This window comes from Brasilonema sennae CENA114 (assembly GCF_006968745.1).
Lineage (GTDB): Bacteria > Cyanobacteriota > Cyanobacteriia > Cyanobacteriales > Nostocaceae > Brasilonema > Brasilonema sennae.
In genome coordinates, this window is sequence record NZ_CP030118.1 from 532,163 (window position 1) to 557,983 (window position 25,821).

General features: G+C 42.2%; 22 protein-coding genes. 8 read left to right on the top strand and 14 right to left on the bottom strand.

Annotation, left to right across the window (positions count from 1 at the left end):
- Positions 1 to 12 precede the first annotated feature (12 nt).
- From DP114_RS02220 to DP114_RS02230, 3 genes are all read left to right on the top strand, one after another.
- Positions 13 to 1,419 (top strand): ATP-binding protein, encoded by a 1,407-nt coding sequence (locus DP114_RS02220; protein ID WP_169267382.1) that lies wholly within the window; start codon positions 13 to 15, stop codon positions 1,417 to 1,419.
- A gap of 27 nt (positions 1,420 to 1,446) precedes the next feature.
- A complete protein-coding gene (locus DP114_RS02225) occupies positions 1,447 to 1,986 on the top strand; it encodes a GNAT family N-acetyltransferase (protein ID WP_169267381.1) in 540 nt (179 codons plus the stop codon).
- Between the two features lie 245 nt (positions 1,987 to 2,231).
- Positions 2,232 to 3,632, top strand: a complete 1,401-nt coding sequence (locus DP114_RS02230; protein ID WP_171975331.1) for a sensor histidine kinase — start codon at positions 2,232 to 2,234, stop codon at positions 3,630 to 3,632.
- Between the two features lie 383 nt (positions 3,633 to 4,015).
- Here the strand turns inward: DP114_RS02230 and hisA are convergent, their stop codons facing one another.
- Complete coding sequence (gene hisA / locus DP114_RS02235; RefSeq protein ID WP_171975332.1) at positions 4,016 to 4,789, bottom strand: 1-(5-phosphoribosyl)-5-[(5-phosphoribosylamino)methylideneamino]imidazole-4-carboxamide isomerase; 774 nt, start codon at positions 4,787 to 4,789, stop codon at positions 4,016 to 4,018.
- Positions 4,790 to 4,925: 136 nt separating this feature from the next.
- Between hisA and DP114_RS02240 the strand changes: the two genes are divergently transcribed.
- The 3 genes from DP114_RS02240 (at position 4,926) to DP114_RS02250 (ending at position 8,459) form a co-directional block, all read left to right on the top strand.
- Positions 4,926 to 5,669: a Mut7-C RNAse domain-containing protein gene (locus DP114_RS02240; RefSeq protein WP_171975333.1), complete on the top strand. Its 744-nt coding sequence runs from the start codon at positions 4,926 to 4,928 to the stop codon at positions 5,667 to 5,669.
- Between the two features lie 12 nt (positions 5,670 to 5,681).
- Entirely contained in the window at positions 5,682 to 6,725 is a 1,044-nt protein-coding gene (locus DP114_RS02245) for an ROK family protein (RefSeq protein WP_171975334.1), read from the top strand.
- Positions 6,726 to 7,145: 420 nt separating this feature from the next.
- Entirely contained in the window at positions 7,146 to 8,459 is a 1,314-nt protein-coding gene (locus tag DP114_RS02250) for a tyrosinase family protein (protein ID WP_171975335.1), read from the top strand.
- Between the two features lie 46 nt (positions 8,460 to 8,505).
- Here DP114_RS02250 and proB read toward each other — a convergent pair whose 3' ends face one another.
- The 9 genes from proB to DP114_RS02295 form a co-directional block, all read right to left on the bottom strand.
- Positions 8,506 to 9,615, bottom strand: coding sequence for a glutamate 5-kinase (gene proB, locus DP114_RS02255; protein WP_171975336.1), 1,110 nt, complete (start codon positions 9,613 to 9,615; stop codon positions 8,506 to 8,508).
- A 231-nt stretch (positions 9,616 to 9,846) separates the two neighbouring features.
- On the bottom strand, positions 9,847 to 10,404 hold the full coding sequence (locus DP114_RS02260; protein ID WP_169267374.1) for a YqeG family HAD IIIA-type phosphatase: 558 nt from the start codon (positions 10,402 to 10,404) through the stop codon (positions 9,847 to 9,849).
- Between the two features lie 44 nt (positions 10,405 to 10,448).
- The gene (gene mltG, locus DP114_RS02265; RefSeq protein WP_171975337.1) at positions 10,449 to 11,534 is read right to left on the bottom strand and encodes an endolytic transglycosylase MltG; all 1,086 of its coding nucleotides are present in this window, start codon (positions 11,532 to 11,534) and stop codon (positions 10,449 to 10,451) included.
- An 86-nt stretch (positions 11,535 to 11,620) separates the two neighbouring features.
- Positions 11,621 to 12,193, bottom strand: coding sequence for a DUF3727 domain-containing protein (locus tag DP114_RS02270; protein ID WP_169267373.1), 573 nt, complete (start codon positions 12,191 to 12,193; stop codon positions 11,621 to 11,623).
- A gap of 250 nt (positions 12,194 to 12,443) precedes the next feature.
- Complete coding sequence (gene ruvX / locus DP114_RS02275; RefSeq protein ID WP_171978094.1) at positions 12,444 to 12,929, bottom strand: Holliday junction resolvase RuvX; 486 nt, start codon at positions 12,927 to 12,929, stop codon at positions 12,444 to 12,446.
- Positions 12,930 to 13,043: 114 nt separating this feature from the next.
- Positions 13,044 to 14,303, bottom strand: coding sequence for a GNAT family N-acetyltransferase (locus tag DP114_RS02280; protein ID WP_169267372.1), 1,260 nt, complete (start codon positions 14,301 to 14,303; stop codon positions 13,044 to 13,046).
- 197 nt (positions 14,304 to 14,500) lie between these two features.
- Positions 14,501 to 14,707, bottom strand: coding sequence for a hypothetical protein (locus tag DP114_RS02285; protein WP_169267371.1), 207 nt, complete (start codon positions 14,705 to 14,707; stop codon positions 14,501 to 14,503).
- Positions 14,708 to 15,193: 486 nt separating this feature from the next.
- On the bottom strand, positions 15,194 to 16,780 hold the full coding sequence (locus tag DP114_RS02290; protein WP_169267370.1) for a B12-binding domain-containing radical SAM protein: 1,587 nt from the start codon (positions 16,778 to 16,780) through the stop codon (positions 15,194 to 15,196).
- A 223-nt stretch (positions 16,781 to 17,003) separates the two neighbouring features.
- A complete protein-coding gene (locus DP114_RS02295; RefSeq protein ID WP_171975338.1) occupies positions 17,004 to 17,861 on the bottom strand; it encodes a DUF4231 domain-containing protein in 858 nt (285 codons plus the stop codon).
- Positions 17,862 to 18,864: 1,003 nt separating this feature from the next.
- Between DP114_RS02295 and DP114_RS02300 the strand changes: the two genes are divergently transcribed.
- Together DP114_RS02300 and DP114_RS02305 are read left to right on the top strand one after the other, a co-directional pair.
- Positions 18,865 to 19,707 (top strand): hypothetical protein, encoded by an 843-nt coding sequence (locus DP114_RS02300; protein ID WP_169267368.1) that lies wholly within the window; start codon positions 18,865 to 18,867, stop codon positions 19,705 to 19,707.
- A 221-nt stretch (positions 19,708 to 19,928) separates the two neighbouring features.
- Positions 19,929 to 21,956: an HAD family hydrolase gene (locus tag DP114_RS02305; RefSeq protein WP_171975339.1), complete on the top strand. Its 2,028-nt coding sequence runs from the start codon at positions 19,929 to 19,931 to the stop codon at positions 21,954 to 21,956.
- Between the two features lie 223 nt (positions 21,957 to 22,179).
- Here the strand turns inward: DP114_RS02305 and DP114_RS02310 are convergent, their stop codons facing one another.
- The 4 genes from DP114_RS02310 to DP114_RS02325 all read right to left on the bottom strand — a co-directional run bounded on the left by DP114_RS02310 (position 22,180) and on the right by DP114_RS02325 (position 25,818).
- A complete protein-coding gene (locus DP114_RS02310) occupies positions 22,180 to 23,163 on the bottom strand; it encodes an NAD-dependent epimerase/dehydratase family protein (protein WP_169268736.1) in 984 nt (327 codons plus the stop codon).
- 80 nt (positions 23,164 to 23,243) lie between these two features.
- Positions 23,244 to 23,831 (bottom strand): protein-S-isoprenylcysteine O-methyltransferase, encoded by a 588-nt coding sequence (locus DP114_RS02315; RefSeq protein WP_171975340.1) that lies wholly within the window; start codon positions 23,829 to 23,831, stop codon positions 23,244 to 23,246.
- Positions 23,832 to 23,959: 128 nt separating this feature from the next.
- Entirely contained in the window at positions 23,960 to 24,859 is a 900-nt protein-coding gene (locus tag DP114_RS02320; protein WP_246163032.1) for a helix-turn-helix transcriptional regulator, read from the bottom strand.
- 254 nt (positions 24,860 to 25,113) lie between these two features.
- Positions 25,114 to 25,818, bottom strand: a complete 705-nt coding sequence (locus tag DP114_RS02325; RefSeq protein ID WP_169268739.1) for an SMI1/KNR4 family protein — start codon at positions 25,816 to 25,818, stop codon at positions 25,114 to 25,116.
- Between the last annotated feature and the right edge of the window lie 3 nt (positions 25,819 to 25,821).

Sequence of the window (25,821 nt, forward strand, 5' to 3'; positions counted from 1 at the left end):
TAAGGAGTTGCTATGTTGCACGATCCAAATCAAATGACACTGTTTCCTAAATTGCCAGATGATGCTTTGGAGGAAATGAAGCAGTTTGGTACTGAGATAGAACTTAAGATAGGCGATGTGCTGTTTAGTGAAGGCGATTCAAACTATCATTTTTGTGTTGTCTTAGAAGGTCAAATTGAAGTCACTAAGCAAGTGGGCGTTGAAACGCAAGTGCTGGTTGTTCATCGTCGGGGCGACTTCATGGGTGAACTTTCGATGCTAACAGGTTCAAATGCTATTGCTAATGCTTATGCGATCGCACCCAGTCGCGTTTTACAAATAGACATTGAAACATTTAGACATATGCTTATTAAATGTTCGCCGATTGCTGACGTGATTCTCACCGCAATGGCAGGACGAACCAAAGAGGTGCAAGCGCAGCTACGACAGCAAGAAAAAATGGCAGCACTGGGTAAAATGTCTGCAGGATTGGCACACGAATTGAATAATCCAGGGGCTGCGGCGAAAAGGGCGGCGAGCCTTCTGTGCGAAAATTTTCAAAATTTACAAACTCTAGCTTTACAGCTGAATTTAGTATCTAAAGAACAAGTAAAATTCATTACTGATATTCAAGCTCAAGCAACACAACACGCCATCCACTCTCCTAAACTTGACCCTCTAACGTGTAGTGATAAAGAAGACGAAGTGACAGAATGGTTGGAAGACCATGATATTAATAATAGTTGGAAATTTGCCCCCACATTTGTCAACGCTGGATTAGACATAGAAAAGCTGGATACTCTTGCTGACAACGTCCCAATTGACTGTCTTGAGCATGTTCTTAAATGGCTTGACGCGACACTTTCATCTTTTGGGTTGATTCATGAAATTGAGCAAAGTACCACTCGCATTTCTGAGTTAGTGAAAGCTATTAAGGGCTATTCCTATATGGATCAAGCCCCTCTACAAGAAATAGATATCCATGACGGAATTGAAAATACTTTACTCATTCTCCATCATTGCCTGAAAAAAGGAATTATTGTTAATCGAGAATTTGACCGCACTCTGCCAAAAATTTGTGTTTATGCTGGTGAACTAAACCAAGTCTGGACAAATTTAATTGATAATGCCATATATGCCATGAAAGGTAAAGGCGATTTGACAATTCGTACTTATAGAGAAAATAACTGTCTTGTTGTCGAAATAACTGATACAGGGGCAGGTATTCCACCAGCAATTCAATCGCGAATTTTTGAACCATTTTTTACAACGAAAGAAGTCGGAAAAGGCACTGGGCTGGGTTTAGAAATTGCTTATCGTATTATTGTTAACAAACATCATGGTGACATCCATTTTGAATCTCAACCGGGGAATACATGCTTTCGAGTACGTTTACCGATTTCAGCAGTGAATCGTTCATGTCAAGGGGTTTCTGAGTAGAATTTTTACTAGGATTGACTGCAAGATATGACTGAGATTTTCCAAACACAGCGCCTAATTATCCGTCAGTGGAGTCCTGAAGCTGATGCTGCACAAGCCTTGGAAATTTACGGGGATCCAGACGTGATGTGCTTTCTTAGTGGAAAACCTGAGGAGAGTGAACAGACTCAACGGGCAAGTTTGCAACGAGTGATTGAACGCTATGCCCAACTCAATAATGGCACTGGCGCTTGGGCAATTATTCAAAAGCAAATCGGAGAAATTGTAGGAACTATCCTGTTAAAAACACTACCTGATAATCAGGGCAAACCAACCCAAGATTATGAAGTGGGTTGGCACTTAAAAAAAGCAGCTTGGGGCAAAGGTTATGCGACAGAAGCTGCACGAGGTGCTATTGAATATGGATTTAATCTTCTTAAATTACCAGTCATTTATGCGGTGGTGAAGCCTGAAAATTATAATTCAATTCGGGTAGCTCAACGGCTTGGCATGATACCAATGGGTCGCACTCACAAATATTACGGTGTTGAATTAGAGTTATTTAAACTAGATGCAGAACATAAATAGAACATTTGTTGTTAGTGCATTTAGTTTCTTCTTTCAAACTAAAACCTAATTTGTTCATTGAAAGAATAAAAGAGGTAGCAAAATTAATTTGAAATGAGTTACTTAACAAGTTATTTAAAACAGTGCTTTAGCTATTACAGTGCTTTTTATTTGCATCAAGTACAAACCACTTGATAGGGGCACAGCAATGCTGTGTCCCTACAGCACTGTTCTGTGTTGTTCTACTTACAAATTAAAGGTGTATCATGCTTGATATTGAAACTTTACGCCAAGTTCCTCTGTTTTCCAAATTACCAAGTGAACGGTTGCAATGGCTACTTGAACAGGGTACAGAAGTATGGCGAGAACCGGGAGAAATTCATCGCCGCGAAGGTGAACCTGCTGACCATGTTTTCATACTGCTAGAAGGTCAAATTCGGATTATGCAGAAGGTTGGCAATCAAGAGATTTTGTTGACGATTTATGAACCCAAAACGCTGTTTGGTGAATTACCCGTTTTAATGGGTCATACACATTTCTGGGCTAGCAGTCGTGCTGTGACTCGTAGCCATATTTTGGACGTGCCAAACCAGGTATTTTGGGAAATGCTTTCGAGTTGTACTTGTGTGATGACTGAGATTCTCCGCACAATGGCAGAACGCTTACAAGCTGTGCAGACGATATCACAGCACAGAGAAAAACTAGTAGCATTAGGGACTTTGGCAGCCGGATTAGCACACGAGTTGAATAACCCTGCTTCAGCTTGTCGTAGAGCTGTGGGACAATTACGCCAAACTAGGCAGGTGTTGCAGCCTTTGACGGTAAAGTTGAATCAAAAACAAATGACTTGCGACCAAAAAGCGTTTGTTGCTAAATTGCAGCAAGATGCCATCGCCCGTGCCAAAACAGCAGCCAGACTTGATCCGTTAACGCAAAGCGATCGCGAGGATGAAGTGATGCAATGGCTAGAAGCACACAACGTTGGTAACAGCTGGAAACTTGCTCCCAACCTGGTGACAGCAGGACTCGATATCGAATGGCTGGAAAATGTTAAGAAAAATATCGGTGAATTGTTACTTGGTAATGTCCTAACTTGGACAGAGATAACGTTACAAGAATGGGGTTTGTTAGATGAACTTGACCATTGTACAACCCGAATCTCTACCTTAGTTGATGCTGTCAAAGATTACTCTTACATGGATCGGGCACCTTTACAGGAAATAAACGTACATGAGGGTATCGAAAGTACTCTCACCATTTTGAATCACAAGTTAAAGCATAGTCATGTGACGGTTACGCGAGAGTATGACTGCGAAGTGCCGTTAATCACTGCCTACGGTAGAGAACTCAATCAAGTCTGGACAAATTTAATTGATAACGCCATTGATGCTATTAATGGACAAGGTGGTCAAATCTGGATTCGTACGAATTGCGAAAGCGACTTTTTGCTCGTAGAAATTGCTGATAATGGTGCAGGAATTCCTCCCGAGGTTCAGTCTCACATTTTTGAGCCATTTTTTACAACAAAAGGAGTCGGTGAGGGGACTGGGTTAGGTTTGCACATTATTTACCGGATTGTTGTAGAACAGCATCTGGGTGATATTCGGGTGTTATCTCAACCGGGAAATACAAGGTTTCAGGTGCGGTTACCAATTAATTTGTCATAAAAAAGAAAATAGAGACGCATAAATCAAGCGTCTCTAGAGAGGAAACCCATAAACTGTCGAAAAGAAAAATTCAAAATAAAAATTGAAAGATTAAAAAAAATATTATTTAGTTAGACATTTTACTCTCATCAGTGAACTTTTATTGTTATTGTTGTTGGAATTTTGGTTGGAATCTGGTAGTACCAGGGTTTTTTGCGTGGTTTACCTCTAGTAAGAAGTGTTTGACGAGCATATTCACAACTGAATGATTGCTTACAACTTGAGATACACGACTCAAAATTACCATTCCGGAAAATTTCAAAAAATAACCGGCTACAAGCCGGTAAAAATTTTGGAACAACAAAGGTGCTACGGTGTGTCTCTACACCAGGGAGTAGAAAACATTAGGCAAACGCTGAAAAATCTATATTGGGCGGAATATCCTGAATACGCCCTTGACCGACAGCACGCAATGCTTCTCTAAGAGAAACATCCCCTGTATACAGCGCACGACCAACAATCACACCAGTCACACCTTGTGATTCTAGCGCCAACAGACTCAGCAAATCGGTAACAGAACTCACACCACCAGAAGCAATGATCGGAATAGAAATTGTCGCCGCGAGCGATCGCAATGCTTCCATATTTGGTCCAGAAAGTGTACCATCACGATGGATATCAGTGTAGATAATGGCTGCGGCTCCCAATTCTTGCATCTGTACAGCCAGTTGAGTTGCTAAAACTTCAGAGGTTTCTTGCCACCCCCGAGTTGCTACCATTCCATTACGAGCATCAATACCAATAACAATCTGCTGTGGAAATTCTTGACAGAGTTGTTGTACAAGCTGGGGTTGTTCTACGGCGATGGTTCCCAAAATAATGCGTTGTACGCCTATGTTGAGTAGCTGTTCTACACGATCGCGATCGCGCACTCCTCCACCAACTTGAATAGATACCGACACAGCTTGAGCGATCGCTTCAATTGCTGGCAAGTTTACTAATGTACCTGTTTTCGCCCCATCCAAATCGACGATGTGTAATCTGGTGGCTCCCTGTTCTACCCACTGCTTTGCAACTTCAACTGGGTTGTCGCTGAAAACTTGCGATTGTTGATAATCTCCTTGATAAAGTCGCACACAGCGACCTTCTAGTAAATCTATCGCCGGAATTACGTCCATTTATAACTTTTCCTTTTTAAACGACTCCCATCCCAGTCTAAGATGACATACAGCATTCAGAATCATCCCACCAAGAAATCTAGAAAATTAACTCAAGTTAGTATAGAGAAACAGGAAATTCCCAAAACTTGTTGCTATGGCTTGTGCTTCTTTCCGCTTTTATGCAGAGTTGAATGACTTTTTACCATCGCATAGAAAGGAGATGAAAATAGCTCATATCTTTACTGAAAGAGCTTCCATTAAAGATATGATTGAATCTTTAGGTATTCCCCATCCAGAAGTAGATGGTATTGAAGTTAATGGAATATCGGTAGATTTTTCTTACATTGTCCAAGATGGAGATATCATCGATGTTTACCCAATTTCTACCACAGATAGAGGAACTTCCACTATTTCTGTCAGACCTAAACCTCTAACTATTATCCGTTTTGTTTTAGATATTCATTTAGGCAAGTTAGTAACGTCTTTACGCTTGTTAGGATTTGATACGTTATACCAAAATGATTATGAAGATAAAGAATTAGCCCACATTTCCAGTACCCAAAACCGAATTCTATTAACTCGCGATCGCGGTTTATTGATGCGGAGTGTCGTGAAATATGGATATTATGTCAGAAATACTGACCCGCCGAAACAAATTGTTGAAGTTATGCAACGCTTTGACTTATATAAAAGAATATCACCATTTCAACGCTGTTTGCGCTGCAATGGATTATTAGAATCTGTAACCAAAGAACTAATTGTTAACCAATTGCCAGAAACTGTCAAATTATATAATCATGAATTTCATCGTTGTCAAAACTGCAATAAGATTTACTGGAAAGGTTCACATTATGAAAGATTGCAACAGTTTCTTGACTTGGTAGTAGGTAATAAGTGATGGAGAAAAACTGTGACATTAATATTAGCGCTTGATTTTGGTGGAACAAAGTTAGCAGCAGCGACAGTCCATACAGGTTCTAAGCAATGGCTGAGATATGAGCGTCGTCTTTCACCAGCAAATGCAAATGCTGACACTGATTTAGAAATTATGCGCTCTGTTATCAACTCTTTACTAAAGGGAGCGAAACCAGAAGCTATTGGTGTAAGTTTTGGGGGACCAGTGGACGCAACAACAGGGAAAGTTCGACTATCCCACCATGTCGTTGGATGGGAGAATGTTCCGTTGCGCGACTTGTTAGAGGAAGAATTTGGCGTTCCTGCTTATGTAGATAACGACGCGAATGTTGCTGCTTTGGGTGAGTATCGCTTTGGTGCAGGGCAAGGTTTCGACAGTCTGTTTTACATGACTGTCAGTACTGGCGTGGGGGGCGGTTGGATACTCAACGGTAAGCCTTGGCGAGGTGCTGAGGGGATGGCTGGTGAAATTGGACACATGGTGGTAGATCCTGCAGGACCTGTGTGTTTGTGTGGAAAGCGGGGATGTGTGGAGAGGTTGGCGTCGGGACCTTATATGGCGCAGGATGTGAGGGAAGTTTTGAGAAACGTTCGCGCAGCGTGTCCGGAGGACATACCGCCAAGACGAGCCAGTGCGTTGGGCGGCGCAGCCGACTTGAAGCACCTGGCGTGCCAAGGACGCCAAGACAAGAGAGGAGAGGTGTTGAGGGAGTTGGTGGGAGATAATTTGGAGTTGGTTACTGGGCAAATAGTGAGTGAGGCTGCAGCTGCTGGGGATAATTTGGCTAAGGAAATTTTGTACAGGGCTAGTTGGGCGCTGGGTGTTGGTATTGGGAATGTGGCAAATTTGATTAACCCACAGCTGTTTGTGTTGGGTGGTGGTGTGATGAAGGCGGGTGAGGATTTTTGGCAAGTGTTGCGAAAGGTGGCGCGGGAGACGGCTTTACCTGAGGTTAATTTTGAGATCGTTTCGGCGACGCTGGGAGATGATGCACCGTTGTGGGGGGCAGTAGCTTTGGCTGAAGATGTTTTAAGGTGATTTGAAGCTTATTTCACGCCTAAAAGCCAATGACGTGAGTTTATTCATACCTTGTCACGAAAATTCTGATACATACTCTCCCTGCTCAAGAACTGCTTGCTCATATGTATCAATTTTTAAGTGAAAGAGTATAATAAATGACTTTGTATACTGTGCATAAAAAGTATAATATTTTCTCTTTCAAAAGTAACATAATAGGGTTACCTTGAGTTGAAATTAGAGTGTATCAAATCAGCTAATATCAGCTTAATACTTGTATTTTCCCATTTACTTGATGTCTTTACGTCAGAATAAATTTCTATCAACGACGTTAGCGGATTCACGAATCAAATCTGTCAAAAATTTACTAAAAATTTTTGTTATTTGATATACAAAGATATATATATTAGTGAAATTGTCTTCAGTAAGAATACATGTTTCATGAAGAAATATCTGCGAGAAATGGTCATAACAATCAGTGTTGCCATGATTGTTGTTATGACTATGTTGAGAACCCCAGCTACGGAGACTACTTTCGTCAGAAAGAACGTTGTTGATCTGACTCCACAGGAAAAATTAGATTTTGTTAATGCTCTCAAAACATTAAAAACACGACCCGGTACTAACAGCAAAAATGTCAGTCTCTATGATGAGGTTGTTGCTATTCATGCAGGAGCTATGACATTTGACAAAATGCAATTGGGTGGTCAAGTTATACTACCGCAGGACACGCCTTCTACAGGACCTGCGACAGGCTCTGATGCAGCTCATGAACATGGAGCATTTTTACCTTGGCACCGTGAATATTTAAGTCGATTTGAAAAAGCTTTGCGCTCAGTTAATCCTAATATCACTATCCCTTACTGGGATTGGACAGATCCAAGAGCCGTTGAGGTGATTTTTAACCCCAATTTTTTGGGGACAAATGGCTCAGGATCAACACTGACTTTTGAATATCCAGATGGTAGACCTACTATTAGACTTGATGGGGGTCCTGTAGTGTCTGGTAATTTTTCCGAAGCGGATGGTTGGAGAATAGTCCCGGATTTACATAAAAACATCAGTACAGCCGAAACTCTAGGTACCTCACTCATTCGCTATCTAGCAGGTTCAGATGCGCCTCCTGGAACTGGATTTCCTCTAGAGAAAGCAGAAACAGACAGAATACTTCAGTCACCAGACTATGCTACATTTCGTCCATTTTTGGAGGGAGATATTACCATCAATGCAGACGGCACTGAAAATGAATGTCGAAACTTCCCATGTAACCACAACCTCGTTCATGCGTTGGTTGGTGGGACTGTGCCTAATCCTAATCAAAACGAGACGAATCGGCAGTTGCTAACATTGGGTACTATAAGCAACACTCCAGCTTCCCCCAATGAACCAGCTTTCTTTCTGCTTCATGCCAACGTAGATCGTCTTTGGGCCGAATGGCAGAATAATGGTCGCAAAGGTCCCGAATTTTACGGTGTTCCAGGTGAACCTTACGGGCACAATCTCAATGACAAGATGTGGCCTTGGGATGGAGGTGATTCTATACCAGGATCAATTGGTAGTACTGATATACGACCCTACTTACCAGTTATTGCACCCAACGATATTGTCAAACCTATAGACACTCTGAATTGGCGAAAGTATGGCTACACCTATGACACGCTTTTGAAGAAAGGCAGAGGATGGAGGAGACAGTCTCGTGGGGAGCTTCCTGTTAAGAGAACTCGTGTGCCAGAACGGAGAAGGGGTAGCCGATAAATCAGTTTAGAAGAATCAACATGGAAAAAAGTGGGGCTAGAAACTCCTACGTCAACACCAAATTATCCCGATGAACCACGGTTTCCGCACCAACATAACCTAAAATAGCGGCAATTTCACTGGAACGGCGTCCGCGAATCTTTTGTAGTTCACTGCTACTGTAGTTCACCAGTCCTCTGGCAATTTCATGACCGTTTTTATCGCACAATTGCACTGCATCCTGAGTGTCAAATTCTCCTTCCACCACCGTAATACCAGCACCTAACAACGATTTGCCAGAACCAGAAATTGCTAGCACTGCTCCCTCATCCAAATAAAGTTTCCCAGCAGGAACCAAACCATATGCTATCCAACGTTTACGGGCGGAAGTTGGTTCTGGTTGCGGTTCAAAGTGAGTACCAATGGCTTCGCCCTGTAAAATTTTTTCTATATTGTGTGGATATCGTCCTTGGGCAATGACGGTGCGAACACCAGCAGCGATCGCAATTCGTGCTGCGGAAATTTTGGTTACCATACCGCCAGTTCCCCATTGGGAACCTTGCGTACCTGTTTGCACCTGTAATTCTGCTAATTCTTTGATGTTGCTAACTAAAGCAATCGGTTGGGCATCCGGTACAGAACGGGGATCGGCTGAGTAAAGCCTATCAACATCGGTAAGCAAAAATAGCCAATCTGCTTTTACTAAGCTAGCAACCAGAGCAGAAAGGGTGTCATTATCACCAAATTTTAGTTCCTCTACTGCGACTGTATCATTCTCATTCACCACTGGAATGACTCCAAGTTCGAGTAATTCCCTGAATGTGTTGTAGACATTAAGGTAATGACTGCGCTCAACTAAGTCCTTGCGGCTGAGCAAAACCTGAGCAATTGGCTGTTGCAGCGTAGTAAATAAATCATCGTACACTCGTATTAATCTGCCTTGCCCGACTGCTGCAACTGCTTGTTTTAGAGCGATCGCCTTAGGACGTTGTGTTAAGCCTAGCCGCGCACAACCCACTCCCACAGCACCAGAGGATACCAAAATGACCTTGTAACCCTGTCGTCGCAGATCACACAGGGTTTCTGCTAAAGTCGCGATTGTGGAAAGTGCCAGTTGTCCGGTTTCTGGTTGAGTCAGGCTGGAGGTGCCAATTTTGACGACGATTGTTTTAGTCATTGGTCATTGGTCATTAGTCATCGGTCACTCATTTTATGACATACAACTAGGGACAATTAACAAAATTGTGAAGCGCCAGATCCTCTATAATTTTGAGGCTGACGCTTCACTTTTTTATATTGAGTTGTTATGAGTTAGAGTCTTTATTTTGGCTGACTCCTTTGTTATTTATACTTACTATGATTGCAGATTTTTGTTTGAAACAAGGTTTTTTTAATTTTTTCTTTAGGTTTACTTTCCTGATGATTTATTAATTTTTGTAACTCTTTTTGTCTTAGGAGTAATAGAAGCACCAAGAATTTCAGAAACCCAAACTTCAAAGTTGCGTATGGGATGGGAACGAAGAGCAAGATCTGCATGGATAATCGGCTCTACCAAAATAGTAAACATTCCCAAGCGATTACCTGCTAAGACATCAGTGAATAATCTATCTCCCACCATTCCTACCTGGTGTACAGGTAAATCCATCGCTTTGAGTGCTTGCCGAATTTTACGTCCCGAGGGCTTGGCTGCACCTAAGAAATAAGGCAGGTTGAGCGATCGCGCAATTCCACCAATCCGAGTTTGACTCAGGTTATTACTCACCAAGCACAATTTTGCACAGGGGCGCATTTGTTCTACCCACTGTTGGAGTTCCACAGAAGCGGAGGCAGCTTTTATTGGTACTAATGTTTCATCTACATCCAACACCAGCCCCTTCAGCCCATTTTTTCGGATCATGTCTGGTGTGAGGTTCAACACTGAACCTTCTAAAATCAAGCTAGGCTGTATGAGATTGTTCCAGTTCATAGTGATTAGTCATTACTCATTAGTCATTGGCATAAAATAAAGGACTACAGACCACTTCTTTGTTTGCGGATTTTAGTCACAGCTGCTTCGTGTTCTTGTAGAGTACGACTGAACACGTGTGTACCATCGTAACGTGCCACAAAAAATAAGTAATCAGTTTTTTCTGGAGCAAGCGTTGCTTTGAGACTTGCTAACCCTGGAGAGGCAATTGGACCAGGTGGTAAGCCAGGATTAAGATAGGTGTTATAAGGAGAGACGGTTTTGACTTGAGCGAAAGTCAGAGGTTGATCTGCTGTTTGACGTATGCCCAAAGCATACTCAACTGTTGGATCACTTTCCAAGCGCATACCCTTTTGTAGCCTAGAGAAAAACACCCCAGCTATCAGGGGGCGCTCACTCCCCACTACTGCCTCTTTCTCAACTATACTGGCGAGAGTCACCCATTGCTTAAGGTTAAGAGGGGTTTTATTTTGTTCTTTTTGATACAATGGCAATGCGACTTGCTCGAAGCGACTGAGCATTTGTTTAATAACATCTTGGGGAGTGATGCTACCACGGGCAATCTTGTATGTATCTGGGTACAAAAATCCTTCTAAGTACGGTAGATCAGCGGGAAGCCAAGAAAACTGGCCGCGGTCAATTTGACTCGCGGCTGCAAGAAAATCTTTAGCTAAGAAAAATTTTCTTTCTTCAAAATGTGCCGCCATTTGTCGCAATGACCAACCTTCGGGAATGGTGTAACTATTTTGCACCACTTCTCCTTGCCAAATTTTTTGGGCGATGGCCGATAGAGGCTGGGTAGGAGAAAGTTCGTATGTTCCTGCTTGAAAACTACCTTGAGGGTTTTTCCACTCCAAGTAACGTGCCCACACATTCCACGCCAATTGTGAGCGAATCAAACCGGCCTTTTCTAAATTACGACCGATTTGCTGTGATGCAGTTCCTGGAGGGATTTGAATCTGCAGCCACTTTACCGAATTATTTGCTGTTGCACCTGGATTTACTGTTTGGATGGGTGCGCTTATTGCCCGATTCCACCATATCCAGCTTTGCCAAGTACCAAATAAAACGGTTAAGGGCACTAGACCTAGGATAAATAGCTGCTTCCAACTTTTTTGCCAAAGATGCATCTAAGTAAAAAAATTCTAACGAAAAATCCCTCATTAAAAATTAAATTTTTTGATTCTTTTAATTTTTAATTTTGAATTTTTTTATCTTACTCCACTTCATTAAACAAATGTTCTTCCAGCAGAGGTTGGACTTGACGAAACTCTTCTGGTGAGAGTAATTCTGGTTTACCCGCTTGAGATATTCGTGCGAAAAACAGCAGTGGATCAAGGGGAGTGTAAATTGCGTACTCTTGTTCTTCGTGGTAGAAGCTCGATAGCAGTTGTAATTGCTCTGGCTCTAAATCTGCCTCTTCATCTTCAATTTCTAGAGTAAAAAGTTCTGACTCTTCCACTGGTGGTAAATCACCTGCAACAGTCAGAGCATAAGCTGTATGCTTTAAAAACAGATTTTGCTCAGAAAGAACAGCTTGGGCTATACCAAATATTTGGTCGATTATCGTTTCATCTTCCACTAAAATGGCTTCTTCTTCTTCTTCTTCACCTTGCCAAGCAAAAATTTCTATTGGTGAGTCAACCGGGAGAAGCAAAACGTACTCTTGACCATCTACGGTGAGTGAATGCTCAATGTAGCATTCGAGGCTTCTGCCTTTGTCATCAGTCAAAGTGATGGAACCAGTACGACTCTGGTCATTTTCTTCAGGAAAGGATGAGGAAAACATAGTGGAGATCTTGACTTTTTTACTAAAAACTACCAGCAACTGTTATAATAACCGAATTCTTTCTTTAAACAGATTTTATTAATCAAAACTAAGGGTTTACCCTGACTAGCACTGAGCGTTCGCGCAGCGTGTCCGTTCGGCTTTGCCGTGCCCGTTCGCGCAGCGTGTCCCTTTGGGACTCAGGGCTCAGGACTCAGCCGAAGGGTAAAACTGATTAATAAATTTTAGAATATCATGTTAGAAGCTTGCATTAATCAGCAGAAACTAGTGTGCTTTTCAAACGAGATCGCCTCGTATCCAGCCATTGTTGTAAGATGATGGATGCTGCTTTACGGTCAATAAGTTGTTTGTTACGAGAGGGGGAGCGATTCTCTGCTATGAGCATTTGCTCTGCCTGAAATGAAGTTAATCGTTCATCAACATATTCCACAGGCAGTTTGAGAACCTTGGCAAGTCTGGTTGTAAATTTCTGCACTTGACGAGCCTGAAATCCTAAAGAACCATCCATAGAATAAGGTAACCCAACAATTAGGACTTGTACTTGCCGCTGATTGACGAGTTGTCGTATTTGCTCCACATCCCGCTCAAACGATGTTCGCTCTATAGTAGTGATACCAGTGGCTATTAAACCAGTGCGATCGCACCCTGCCACACCAATACGTTTGCGCCCAACATCTAATCCTAAAGCACAAACGAATTGCTGTGAGCTTTTTTCCTCAGTAGCTGAAGTGTGCAAATAGACAGGGACACTGGAAGCAACAGAACAGGGGAGAGATTGCCCTTGTATCCCTTTGTCTAATTGTTCCGTTATATCCTTGTGTGCTTGTCCTTGTTCAAAACCCACTGCTAATCACTCCTGCCGAGCATCTGCCGGTTCTTGCTGGCTAGATGTTTCTACGTTGCTGTTATTGCACGAAAAGACAATAGTTTCTTTTGTCGTATTGGGTTGTGCAATTCTTTCTGGCGACACTGGCTGTCCTTGTTGTACCCATGACATCCCACCGGGAATCGGTTTTCGTGCAGGTTGTAAGCCTTGCAACATTTCTGGTAACTGAATTCCTTCTAGAGAGACAAATTTTGACTCCCGCAGTTTATGCCACACAGAGCGAGACATCATCAAGGTGTGTTCTGTGCGACTTGCACCCATTCTCTCCAAAAACTCTTCTCTTTCTGGGTGATAATCTGCTGAGGTGACTTGTAGAGCTTGTGGAGGAAAATCCTGTGCTATTCGAGCGAGTTGAGTAAGTAACTCTGGATACAACCAGGTGTAAGCTGGGTTTACTGTCAAGGTGGCCACATGGGGCTGTTGACCTTTACGATCCAATCGCAATTGAAAATAGCCGATCGCAGCTTTGCGTTGGGGTTCAAAAACGTAACCACTCACTACTTCTACTTTCGTCACCCACTGCTTCACTGCTTCTGTTAAAGCGCCGAACAGAGTTGTTTTAAAGTCATCGGCGTTACGGTCAAACACTTGCCGTACTAAAGGTGGCATTGATGCCGTATCTAGTTGATACAATAGCTGCGCATCAGCATTACTTACAGGCAGCAGATTGGGTAAATCTGGTTCTGATTTCGCCAATTCTTCAAGCAACTCTGGTTGTATTTCCCAGTATGTCATTTCTGCTAAGCGCTGAAATCCATTTTTGCGATAAAGCGCCAGTGCGTCTTTGTCGTTGACATTTACTTCTAAAAGCCAAGTACGAGCCTCCAAAATTGATTCAAAGCAATAGCGCAAAAGCTGTGAGCCAATTGCTTGCTTATCCATCGCACGCTCTACCATCACACGCTCTACCCTCCACGTGCTGTGCGTGCGATTAAACGGGGATATTTGAATCATTCCCAGAAGCGTACGCCCTTGTTCTGCTACGTATGCATAGAAACGATACCGTAATGGATTGGGAAACCAACTCAAACATTTGAGTAATCCATACCAGCCGCGCAGCCATTGCATTTGCCGCATTGCATCACAAGCTCCCTTGGGGGTTTGGGCTGCGAACGACTCTTGAGTTAGGCGTTCTATTCCATCCAAGTCCCGGTATTGGACTTGTCGGATAATAACGCTAAGATTTCGCTGAAGTAATGAAGTCATTTTCATTCGAGCCGCCATTCAGCTTAGAGTAACTAGGTCAAAGGAACTGCTGCAATCATCATAACGGCTTTGTGCTACTTTCTATTAAACCAAAAGGGTGATTTTCGTAACTTCATATATTATAAAGCAGATTTTCACGAGAATAGCATTAGCCTCGTCTTAACAAAATCTCCCTTTATCTTAATTTTACCCTAACATTGTTTAACACTTTTGAGCTATATTGCTCTACGAGAAACAAGCTTTTCAAAATTGGCTTGGGTTTGATGGAGTAATTGATCCCGGCTGTCTTCTTGAGACTGTTTCAAGGGTGGAACCAGATTGCGAGCCTGCAGTGCCATGTGAAGCTGTAGGTGGGCTACGTACTCACTAAAATCATCACGCTCTGCGTTTGTGCTCGTTAATAAATTTGATTCCGTTGCCACTGTGTTCTCCTTAAAATTTTACAGCTGCTTTACATTACAAAATATTTATCATGTTATTTTGTCTATCTTCTGACTTCGCAATGAAGTTTAATGTATGGCGTAAAACAATTGCCACGGTAGGCTAAAGCCTACGCAGTGGTTTTCATAAAGATTTTAGCGTACACCAGAACATAGCACGTAAACTAAGTATCCAGCCGTCAAACCCAGACCCTAGTACCGCAAGGCGGAAGTCAAAAGTCAAAAGTCAAAAGTATTATGGAATGGACTTTTTAGGGATTTTAAATGGTGAACCAGCGCGAATGACGGCTTTCCCGACCTAGGCGACTGGTGAACCCGAAGGGTTCCCCTATTTACGCCGTACTGTACTAGTGTGTTCTAAGCGTCAACTTAACACATGGCGCTTGTTTTCTTTTTATAATTCTCCTGAGACTGTAAATAAGCTTGTTGTTTTGTGGTGATAGTGGCTGAACAAACTATGATCCATACTCAACTAGCTACAGCAGCCACTGTCTGATTCACTATCTCATATGGTTTTTCTACGCCTTGTGCCAAATATTCAGCAAGCTGAGATTCTATTTGCTCTCGTACAATTTGGCGATACTCCAAGAAATGTTCATTGTGGGCGCAGGTGGCGAGATAATGCTCTGCAACTCCAGGGTTACGCTTGACGATACTAAACAGGTGATGCCAGAACTTCCAGCGAGTTTCCCGTTTGATCCCTTGTCGCCAAATAATCAGTAGCAGGGCTTTAACAACAACCCACTCTGGCATCTTGAATGGTGCTTTCCAACTCGGTGCACCCATGATGAGGAAACAACGGTAGGTACGATCCAAGTAGGAGATGGGGTCATATAAACTACAAAAAGCTTCAATATATTCTCTGGCAATGTCTTCCAAAGAACGAGTGGGGATAAAGTTCATCAAAGTTGTCTGGTTAATGTTGCCATCTTTATTTTCCCGTAGTCGTCCTTCTTTATTAAGGCGATGCCAAAGGGCTGTATTTGGTAGTGCTTGTAACATAGCAAAAGTTGTGGAGGGAATAGCTGCTTGTTCGGCAAAGCGGGCAATGCGATCGCCTGCACCTGATTTCTCTCCATCAAAACCAATAATAAACCCAGCCATTGGTCGTAAACCCGCTTTGATGATACTTTGCACAGCCTGAGTTAACGAACTACGCGTATTTTGAAACTTCTTTGTCAGTTGCAAACTGTCTTCATCTGGTGTTTCAATTCCCAAAAATACCGCAGCAAAACCACACTCAACCATCAGCTGCATCAATTCTGGATCTTGTGCTAAGTCAATAGAAGCTTCGGTGTCAAACCGGAATGGATATTTGTGTTCTGCCATCCAAACCTTTAACTCTTTGAGCAACAACTTAACATTGCGCTTGTTGCCGATAAAGTTGTCATCCACCATAAAAATACCACGCCGCCAACCCAGCTTATAGAGGTAATCTAACTCTGCCAAGAGTTGTGCAGGAGTTTTGGTGCGAGGTTTGCGTCCATAAAGAACAATAATGTCACAAAATTCGCACTGGAAAGGACAACCCCGCGAAAACTGAACTGACATCATATCGTAAGCGTCAAACTCTAGCAAATCAAAACGGGGTACTGGGGTTGTAGTGACATCTGGTTTTTCTGTCGCGCGGAATGTACCAGAAGTGTCACCTCGTTTAATTGCTTCAATAAACATTGGGAGGGTAATTTCCCCTTCATCTAAAATTAGGAAATCTGCACCAGCTTCTTGAACTCCCCCAGGAACTGAGGTGGGGTAAGGACCACCTACAGCAACTAACTTACCACGTTGCTTTGCTTCGCGAATTTGCTCTAATAAATCTTGTTTTTGGACTATCATCGCAGAAAAGACGACCACATCCGCCCAAGCCCATTCCTCTTCTGTCGCTGGGCGGATATTGCGATCAACTAGCTTAAACTCCCATTCTTGAGGCAAAATTGCTGCTACTGTCACCAAACCCAATGGTGGTAAGAGAACTTTGCGGTCAACTAACGCCAATATTTTCTCATAAGACCAAAATGTTTTGGGAAAAATGGGATAAACTAGTAAAATTCGCATGAACCGTCAACCCTCACAAACAAAAGTGTTTTTTCGCTGTAACTATAATAATTGGTACACTGACGAAGTTTTCTTCTTTGAAGTTTCTGTTTGATCAGGCAAGTGAGCTAGTTCACATAGCCAAAAGATAGGGCCTAAGTGCATTGAGTTACAACTTAACCTAAGATAACTCGGCACTTAGACGCCATTCGTTCTCAAAAGCAATTTTTTTTACTTTATTTTTTTAACTTTGCTGTGAGTTTGACTGGGTAGATTGATCTGCTGGCTGTGTCTTCTCCTCTTTTTTCTGACTCTCAGTCACTGCTTGCAATTGATTGAGGTGAATATTATTCACTTGAGTAATAAAGTTTTCTATTGCCTCCTTTGCCTTTTGTTGTTGTTGGCTTTCGTCAACTGAGTCATAGCAACGATAAGATGGAGTTATTCCCAAGACAAATTTTTCTTGTTCCGCTTCTAACGATTCAACTGTCGTGTTAGCAGAAATCCAATTTTCCTGAAAAGGAAACGAGGTGACTACACTAGCAACTATGGAGGCAATAGCTGGAAAGATTACGGGTAGCCACTTCAGTAAACTTTGACCTGGTTCCAATTTGTCTACCAAAACTAAAATTGGTGTCACTCCTGAGAAAACAATGGTTCCGATTTGCAAACTATAGTAAAGATTTCTCGATAGATTTCGAGTTTTTTTATAATCGTCAATCAACTCTTGGGAATACTGTAAAGCCTTTTCTCTGGCTGGGGCAATCGGGTTCTTTGTGGAGTGATTGTTACTGTTCATTAGATAGAGTTCGGCTTTTCTCTGTAGATCGAGTTTAGAAGCGGCGTTACTAGAAACCCGAAACACTTGTTGATTGATGAGGAACAGAAAAACAAAGATAGCCAAAGAAATAGATCCAGTGAGTACGACTGTTGGATTGTCTGGAAGAACAAAAGTAATAACACCTGAACCAATAAAAGCAGCTAAAAAGAAATACTCAATGATCTTCAAAGTAAATAACAACATTTTTTGACTTGATGAGGAGGATGATTGTTCCTGCATATCGGACATATCTGTCTGGTTTTTTGGCTCAATAGTAGTCATTGCTCAGTAACCAATTCGTACAAACAACTATAGAAGTTCCTGTAGCAAAATGCTTTTCAGGATAAAAATAGCAGGATTTAAATACAGATTGGAGGATCTTTGATATTTTTTTCGTGATATTCTGACTGGCTTTGCCAAAACTTGGGTATATTATCATTTTTTTTGATACAAGTGCAACCACAGATCAGACACTTGAGCTATATATATATCCAAATACTTCTAGTATAAAAAGTTATCATCAGTCTGTTTCATCGGTGAGATTTGACGCTGCACCTCAACTTTAAACATTGGTAGCAAGAACAAGCAGAGCTTTCTCGCATGTGATAACTGCATTAATTTCTAGAAAAAGTATTGCTGCTTTCTACGGAAAACTAGAGCAACGAGTGCCATACGCCTTTATGCGTCTGCGCTTTGCGCAAAGCTGCACGCACTTGCGTTCGCATATCGCCGTTAATCTGCTAGGAGTATCCTTCAAGGGGTGGGAGTGTTAGGGAGGATTCGATTTCGGCGTATTTAGCCCACAGACTTAAGTTTGTATAGCCTTTGAATTCTATTCGCTGGGCGTATTTTCCAAAATGGGATACTCTGGAGAGCTTTAACACGAAGCGCTTAAGATGACAAGCACTAAAATTATCAAATTATAAAATATAATAACTTTCATGTCAATGCGTCACTCATAAAATTAGGAATAGCGACATATATTGTCTGGTGAATATAAAAAATATGTAAAAAAAACAAATCTTTATTGACCATGTATTTCCACGCAATTAATCTATTGTACATATGCAATTTGATATTCAGACGTTCTCTAACTAACCAGAGAAATTTGGTAAAACTAATCAAAAAACTATTAGGAATTCATTCCGGAGTTTATATTTAGTATCCATAAAGTCTAATATAAATTGATCTCGTTTCAGCCTAAGTAGGATTGCAGCGACCAATCTATATACTTAAGTATGACTGTAGCTGTAGTCGTAAATTATATTTTTTTAAGGATAAACAAATGGTAAACATAGGCTATCATACAGCAAAATTTCAAGGGCAATTTATTCGTTCTGTTTATAGAGACATAGTTGTTAAGTTGGTCAAAGCTCCTATAAAACAAAATCGAAAAGTTCCAATTAAGATTTATTCTTTATCATGCGAGCGGGACTTGCCAGAACAAGTGGTAAGTATTCGGTCATTCATCCGTTATGTAGGTATTCCAGAAAAATTCACTGTTATTTCTGATGGTAGCTATACTGATGATAGTTGTCGTTTACTGTGCCGCATACATCCCTGTGTTGAGGTGGTGCCTTTAAAAAAACTTGTTAGAAACGACTTGCCTGAATGTGTTTCTGAATATGCTCAACACCATACAATGGGCAGAAAGTTATCGGCATTAATGTCAATTCCTGTGAATGGTCCAACGATCTACACTGATTCAGATATTTTGTTTTTCCCAGGTGGAATTGACTTAGTTGAGTTAGCTACTTCAGATGATCAATACACTAGATATCTACCTGATTGCTCTAATTCATTAGATGACAGAATTATTTGCGATGACTCCGAGAAGTTAAATCCAATCAATGCTGGATTTATTTTATTCAAGCACGAGTTGGATTGGAGTTTTGCTATTGAACGTTTGGCGAAGATGGAAGGAGTTCCCTCGTATTTTACTGAACAAACAGTGGTGCATCTGACAATCCACCAGAATCATGGCAAGCCTTTGTGCTCGCAACGATATGTTCTCAATGTAGAAGACCAATTTATTTATCCAGATAAATTTGCTAGTAAAGAAATTGCTTTAAGACATTATGTTAGGGATGTCAGACACAAGTTTTGGTTTAATTTAGCCTTAACTTGATGATCCATAGAATTGGTGTTCATTAGAGGATGTTTGGAAAGTTTAATTGAGTATACAAAATTGTCGTAGATCCCCCTAAATCCCCCTTCCCAAGGGGGGAATTTTACCTCGTTTCCCAAAAGGATCTAAGGAGATCTTGAAGATCGGTGTGTTTCAAACAATACTTATAAAACATCCTTTTAGCTAATTTTTACTAAAAACGAATACATTAACACAACACAATGCAAATCTCCTCATTTGACGTTTTCGACACCGTTCTGACACGAACTGTGGGAACACCAAAAGCGTTCTTTCTTTTGCTAGGTAAGCGATTAGCCAATCAATCTCTGATTCACTGTACACCTGAAGCCTTCGTTCATGCTCGCACTACAGCTGAGTTCCGGGCATACAGCAATGTGGGTGAAAAATATTCTTTGCAGCAAATCTACACGGAAGTTGCGATCGCCCTGCGACTCACTGATGAGCAATGCGAAAAAATCATGCACATTGAATGTGCCTTGGAATCTGAGCTGATTCGCCCGATCCCGGTTGCAAGAGATCTCATACAGGCTGCCCGCAAGCAAAACAAGCGTGTGGTTTTCGTCTCCGATATGTATTTGCCTGCTGAGTTCATCAAAGACCAGTTAATGCGTCATTCGTTCTGGGTGGATGGTGATGAACTGTATGTATCTTATGAATACGGAAAATCCAAGGGAACAGGTGAACTTTTCCGAGAATTGCTCAGTCGTGAGGGTGTTTCGCCAGCGGAAGTATCTCATTATGGTAATGATTTGCGTATTGATGTTCAGGGGGCTAAAAAAGTTGGGTTGAAAGCTCAACATTTTTCCGAAGGCAACTTGAATCGATATGAGCAAAAACTAGAGTCACATTCCTATGCGACAGAGGGTTTATCTTCTGCTATGGCTGGTGCCTCCAGACTAGTGCGCTTGCAAGTTCCGGTATCATCATCAAAAGAAGAGGCTTTGCGTGATGCCGCTGCAGGTGTGGTAGCCCCGACATTAGTCGGCTATGTTCTCTGGATACTCCAACAGGCTCAGCGGATGGGTTTAAAACGGCTCTACTTTGTGTCGAGAGATGGTCAAGTTTTGCTGGAAATAGCGCGTAGATTAGTCGCCAAGCTCAACTTTCCTTGCGAACTTCGCTATATCTATGGCAGTAGATTATCGTGGAATCTGCCAGCAGTCGTCAGTCTTGATCAACAGCAGGCATTGGAGATGCTGAAAAGACCAAGCTGGATTTTGGATGGCACAAGTACCCTATCTATTCAAGATTTTCTGGCGCGGGTTTCTATTGCTCCCCAAGAGATTCGTGATAGCTTGGCTGCTGTTGGATTCAAAGAAGAAGATTGGTTGCGAATTCTCAGTCCACAAGAGGTACAGCTGTTGCACCCAGTCCTTGACAAACCTGAAGTCAGTGACCTCATTCTTCAGAAAGCACAACAGAAGAAACAAGTTCTGATGAAATATCTAGAACAAGAGGGAGTGCTTGACTCAACGCCAAAGGGATTAGTTGATGTTGGTTGGTTTGGCAGTTCATATGATTCGTTAGCGGCACTTGTCAATGCCAACGGTGCCACACTTGATGTGGGTTTATTTTACGGCCTCAAAAGTAATTCCAAGGGAAATCAATCTGACTCTAAGAAAGGCTATTTCTTTGATCAACGGACAAGAACTGGCTTTAAAGATGTTTTACCTGAGTTGGGTATTGTTCCTTTGGAAATGTTTTGTAGTGCAGATCATGGTACCGTGCTTGGCTTCATGGAGGAAGGGGATCAAGTTCGACCAGTTTTCAAGGAAGAACATAATCAAAGGATTATCGACTGGGGACTACCAGTTGTCAGGAAGGCAGTTTACTCTTTTACAGAGAATCTGTTACTTGATTCAAACTTAGTGAATCCGTGGGCAGATGTGCGTGAAGCTTCTGCAGATGTGCTTCAGTCATTTTGGTTAAACCCTTCTTATACAGAGGCGAAGGCTTGGGGAGATTTTCCTTGGGAAGCAGGTCATAGTGAGAATACTAATTCTCTTGCTCAATCTTACTCTTGGGTAAATGTTGCTAAATCTTTTTTGACTGCAAGATTTGCTTATAATCAGGGTTTATGGTTTGAGGGATCAGTCGCCCAAAGTTCTCCACCTGTCCAAAAGGCAATACAAGGTTTTCACCGCTATCGGCGCTTGCTGTTGCTTATCAAGTCCAAAGTTCTTACTCCTAGACTCAAGGTAGTTAAGCGCTCATTACAAACTCCTTAGGAACAAAATCCCTTAACTTGTCCATAGTAGGAAGATCCTACTTTTAACCTCACCCTGCCCTGTCGGGCATCCCTCTCCTTATTAAGGAGAGGGAAAGATTTTTGCGTAGCAAAAAGCGAGGGTGAGGTTTTGAGTGAAATGTGTGTACACGGTAGCAAGCGAGGAGGTGCAGGTTTTTTACACGGGTTGGTAACGCTTTTGAGGTCATTCAACGAAACTGACCTTACTTGATAAATGGCTTAACACCACTGATTTTTAAAACATCACTCACCGTCGCACAGTAATTTGGTAAACCGAAACTGCCGGGATTAATAAAATTTTCGTAACTAAAATGCCGATAGTTCATACAGAATCTATCCCAGGCAGCCATCTGAATGCGGAACAAAACGATAATTAAATTGGCTAAAGATATAGATAGAGGGATGCGAAAGTAAATCTTTTTCCCAAGGTAGGCGCAAACTTCTTCAATTGCTTGGTTAGCAGTTAACTGTTTCTGACCTAAAACAAATGAGCGCGGTTCGTCTTCTTTGGGAGGATTATCAATCAAATACCGCACGACAGTGGCAATGTCTCGCCCGTGGATGAAGTGGAAACTGCCATCTGCCTCAAAAAAGCGAATCAAATCTATATATTTCGTTACTTCTGGAATACCAGATGTAGCATGTGAGTAGGGTTTATTGCGACCGCCGAAGGCGGCGGCTTCCGCATCGCCCCCCAGCACTAAAGTAGGAAAAACAGTCGTCACTTTGGGGGCTATAGCTAACTGCGATATCTTATGCAAACAATCGTACTTGGAACGGATATAATCTGTACCCAGTTCGCCTGCTTCCTTCAAAGGTTGATTGTTGCGATCCAAAACGCTAGCTGTGGAAAAATAAATCACTTGTTGGCATTTGTCTGGATCTAGCAAGTTGAGCAACTCATGGGTTTTATGGACATTAATATCAAAAGTCTGTTCACCGCCCCAAGCCGTCGCTGTTAGTACTGCAGTATCTATCGTTTTCAACAAGTCGGCAAATTTACTTATTTCTTGCATATCACCCTGCAAGACTGTCACACCAGGACGTGCTTGAGTATCGACTTGCAGTTTCTTTGGATTCCTAACCAGCAGATACAGTTCGTATTCTGTTTCTTGAATTAAGGCTTCACTTATGTAGTGACCGATACAACCACTTGCACCCGTGACTAAAATCCGTTTCTGGGTCATAGAGAGTTTCAAATAAGATTCAGGAGTTATGCATTATGAATTGTGAATGGTAAAAAAGTTTCAAAATTCAAAGTAACTTTCTAAAGTAAAAATTTTGGAATCACTCGCCCTGTACCAGACATGTAGTCTTGATACTGTTCCCTAAATGTATCAAGCATCATCTGCTCTTCTTGAGGTACTCGCTTTAAATACATCGGCACAAATGATACGATATAAGACAAACCGTAAATCCAGTTGTGCAAAAGGAGAGCTTGGGCAATTCCCCAAAGCCAAAAGGCTGCATACATAGGATGGCGAATGTATCGGTATACTCCAGTATCAACTAAAGAATGATTCTCCCGAACTGCTAGCGAGGCTGACCAGTTCAAACTCAAGTCTGTATGAGAACGCCAAAACAGCCAGATAGCCAATACAAAAAAAACTGTACCAAACCAACCAGTCCAATCAGGTAGGTTATACCCAGCAAAGTCGAGCCAAGGTGTAAAGACGCCAACTAGAGGCAGGATAAACATTCCTAGAAATGTTAACAACAGTGATAACTTCTCCTGAGTTGTTCTACGGTCATCTGTAATCTTGTTCTGTTTTACCAGTCGGGCGAAATAAAAGCGAATCACAAATACAACGATAAAGCAAATCAGAAAGATAACCTTTCGAGTAACTTCAGACATCTTTCAACTCCCTACAGAAGGTAGCGATTTTATTGATGATTGCTGAAGTTTAACAATCGTTCTCTGCTGCTGTCTTGCCTGTTGTTCCGAAAATTGTTTCAATCTTCCGATAATTTTCTTTCGAGAGTTTAGAGTGAGTCTCTAAATTTCTTGGGCGTGATGCCAGTGTGTTTTCGGAAAACCTTAGTGAAGTAGCTTTGGCTCTGGTAGCCAACTTGCTGACAAATTTCTACAATAGACAATTTTTGCTCTCGCAGCAGTTGTTTTGCACGTTTGATTCGACAATCAATCAGGTATTGATGTGGAGAAAAACCGATGGATTGCTTAAACAGGCAAGCGAAATAATGAGAACTCATCTCAACGAGGTCAGCAAGTTCCGTTAGACTAATATCTTGGTCAAAATGTGTTTGGATGTAGGTGAGCACCCGATCCAACTTCCACTTGGGGAGTCCATCAGCATACTGTTTGATTATCGGTTGACAGGTCGAATATCTACGTAGGAGATGGACACACAGAACTGTTGCCATTGATTGGGCGTAGAGACGGCTTTCAACGCCACCTGATTCCAGTTCTGTTTTGAGTTCTAGTCCAATCTGTTGGATCAGCGCATCCCGAAATTTGAAGTTTGGTACAATCTCAAGGCGATTAGTATTCACCGCTTCATAAACAACTCGCTCAAAAAATGGCGTTTCTAAACAGAGATGGATGCACTCATCTTCGTGATCGCACTGAGATTTAGGAGCCGTTTGATCAGCTGGAAACAGACTAATGTCGCCACTTTGATAATTTTCTTGACACCATCGCCCATTAACCCACCGTCTTGCTTCAAATGGCTTGAGATAGATACTGATAAGGTGTTGTTTAAACTGACATTCAGGAGTTTCGTGCGCAGGTTCTCGATGATACAGAAAGTGAATCGTGTCCCAACTAACCTCATAGCTCGTGAGGACGGGAGAATCAACTAGAATCTGCTTCAGGGAATCCCTTTGGCTAAAGTCAATCGCTCTAGGGTAATTGTGCTGTATCACAGACATTTGCTTTGGATAACGACTCTAGGTGTAAGGAACAAAAGCCAGCCTTTTGATCTAGTTTGGCAGACAGCCAGGGGACACAAAAGATTGCGCCCCTAACCTCGGCTGATCATACAACTGCACTGCTAAGTTGCTTTGCCGTTTCAAAGAAGAAAGCAACATTCTCCTTAACTGTCCCCTACCAAACTCCGTGGGCAGTGTCCACCCTATAACTTCTGAAACATCTAAATTGCATTCATGACGGGCGATGGTTAGGGTCTGCCAAACAGCAGTGGCACGACATCCAAGAAATGGCTATTCCGTGGCTCTTTGAGATCCAATGAACGCTCACTGCTCTTGTAATTGCCACTTTGATACTGGGCGAGCATCCAAGCGATGAAGTTGGAGAGCGAAGAAGCAACCACAAACTTATTGTTCTCATCGCGCCCGAAGTTAATTACCTGACCTACCACGCCTGCGGGACCGGGGTCTACATCTATTCCGAGGTGATTACTCCCCCCGTCATACGTAAGAGGTATCCACTTGACGTTAATGTAGGTGGGCTTGATTGCGCCATTAGGGTAGGATTCGCCGGTAATCTCGGTTGCGATCTCTTGATCTTCGTCAGCAATCTCGCGCCAACCGTCCCAATGCTTGTAGAGAGCCTGCGTACTTAGAACAGGCAAACCACAAAACAACCCTGTGGTCTCTCCCTTTTGCCCGTCATGACGCCTGTAGAAAGCCTTAAAGTCTTCCGGTAGCCTGCAATTCAAGCGACGCTCTAACTCACTGAGTTCCTTGTTCGAGCATCCGGGGTTGAGGTCGGCAAGTACTTCGGGGAGTTGCTGACCCAGCCAATGTTCTAAAGCTAACCAGAGTTCATCCATTTTTGTGACTGATTGCGCCTGTCCATAGTGTATTCCCGCTGCTACTCCTAGACTGCTACCCGCCAAGCTCAGAAAAGTACGACGTTTCATAGA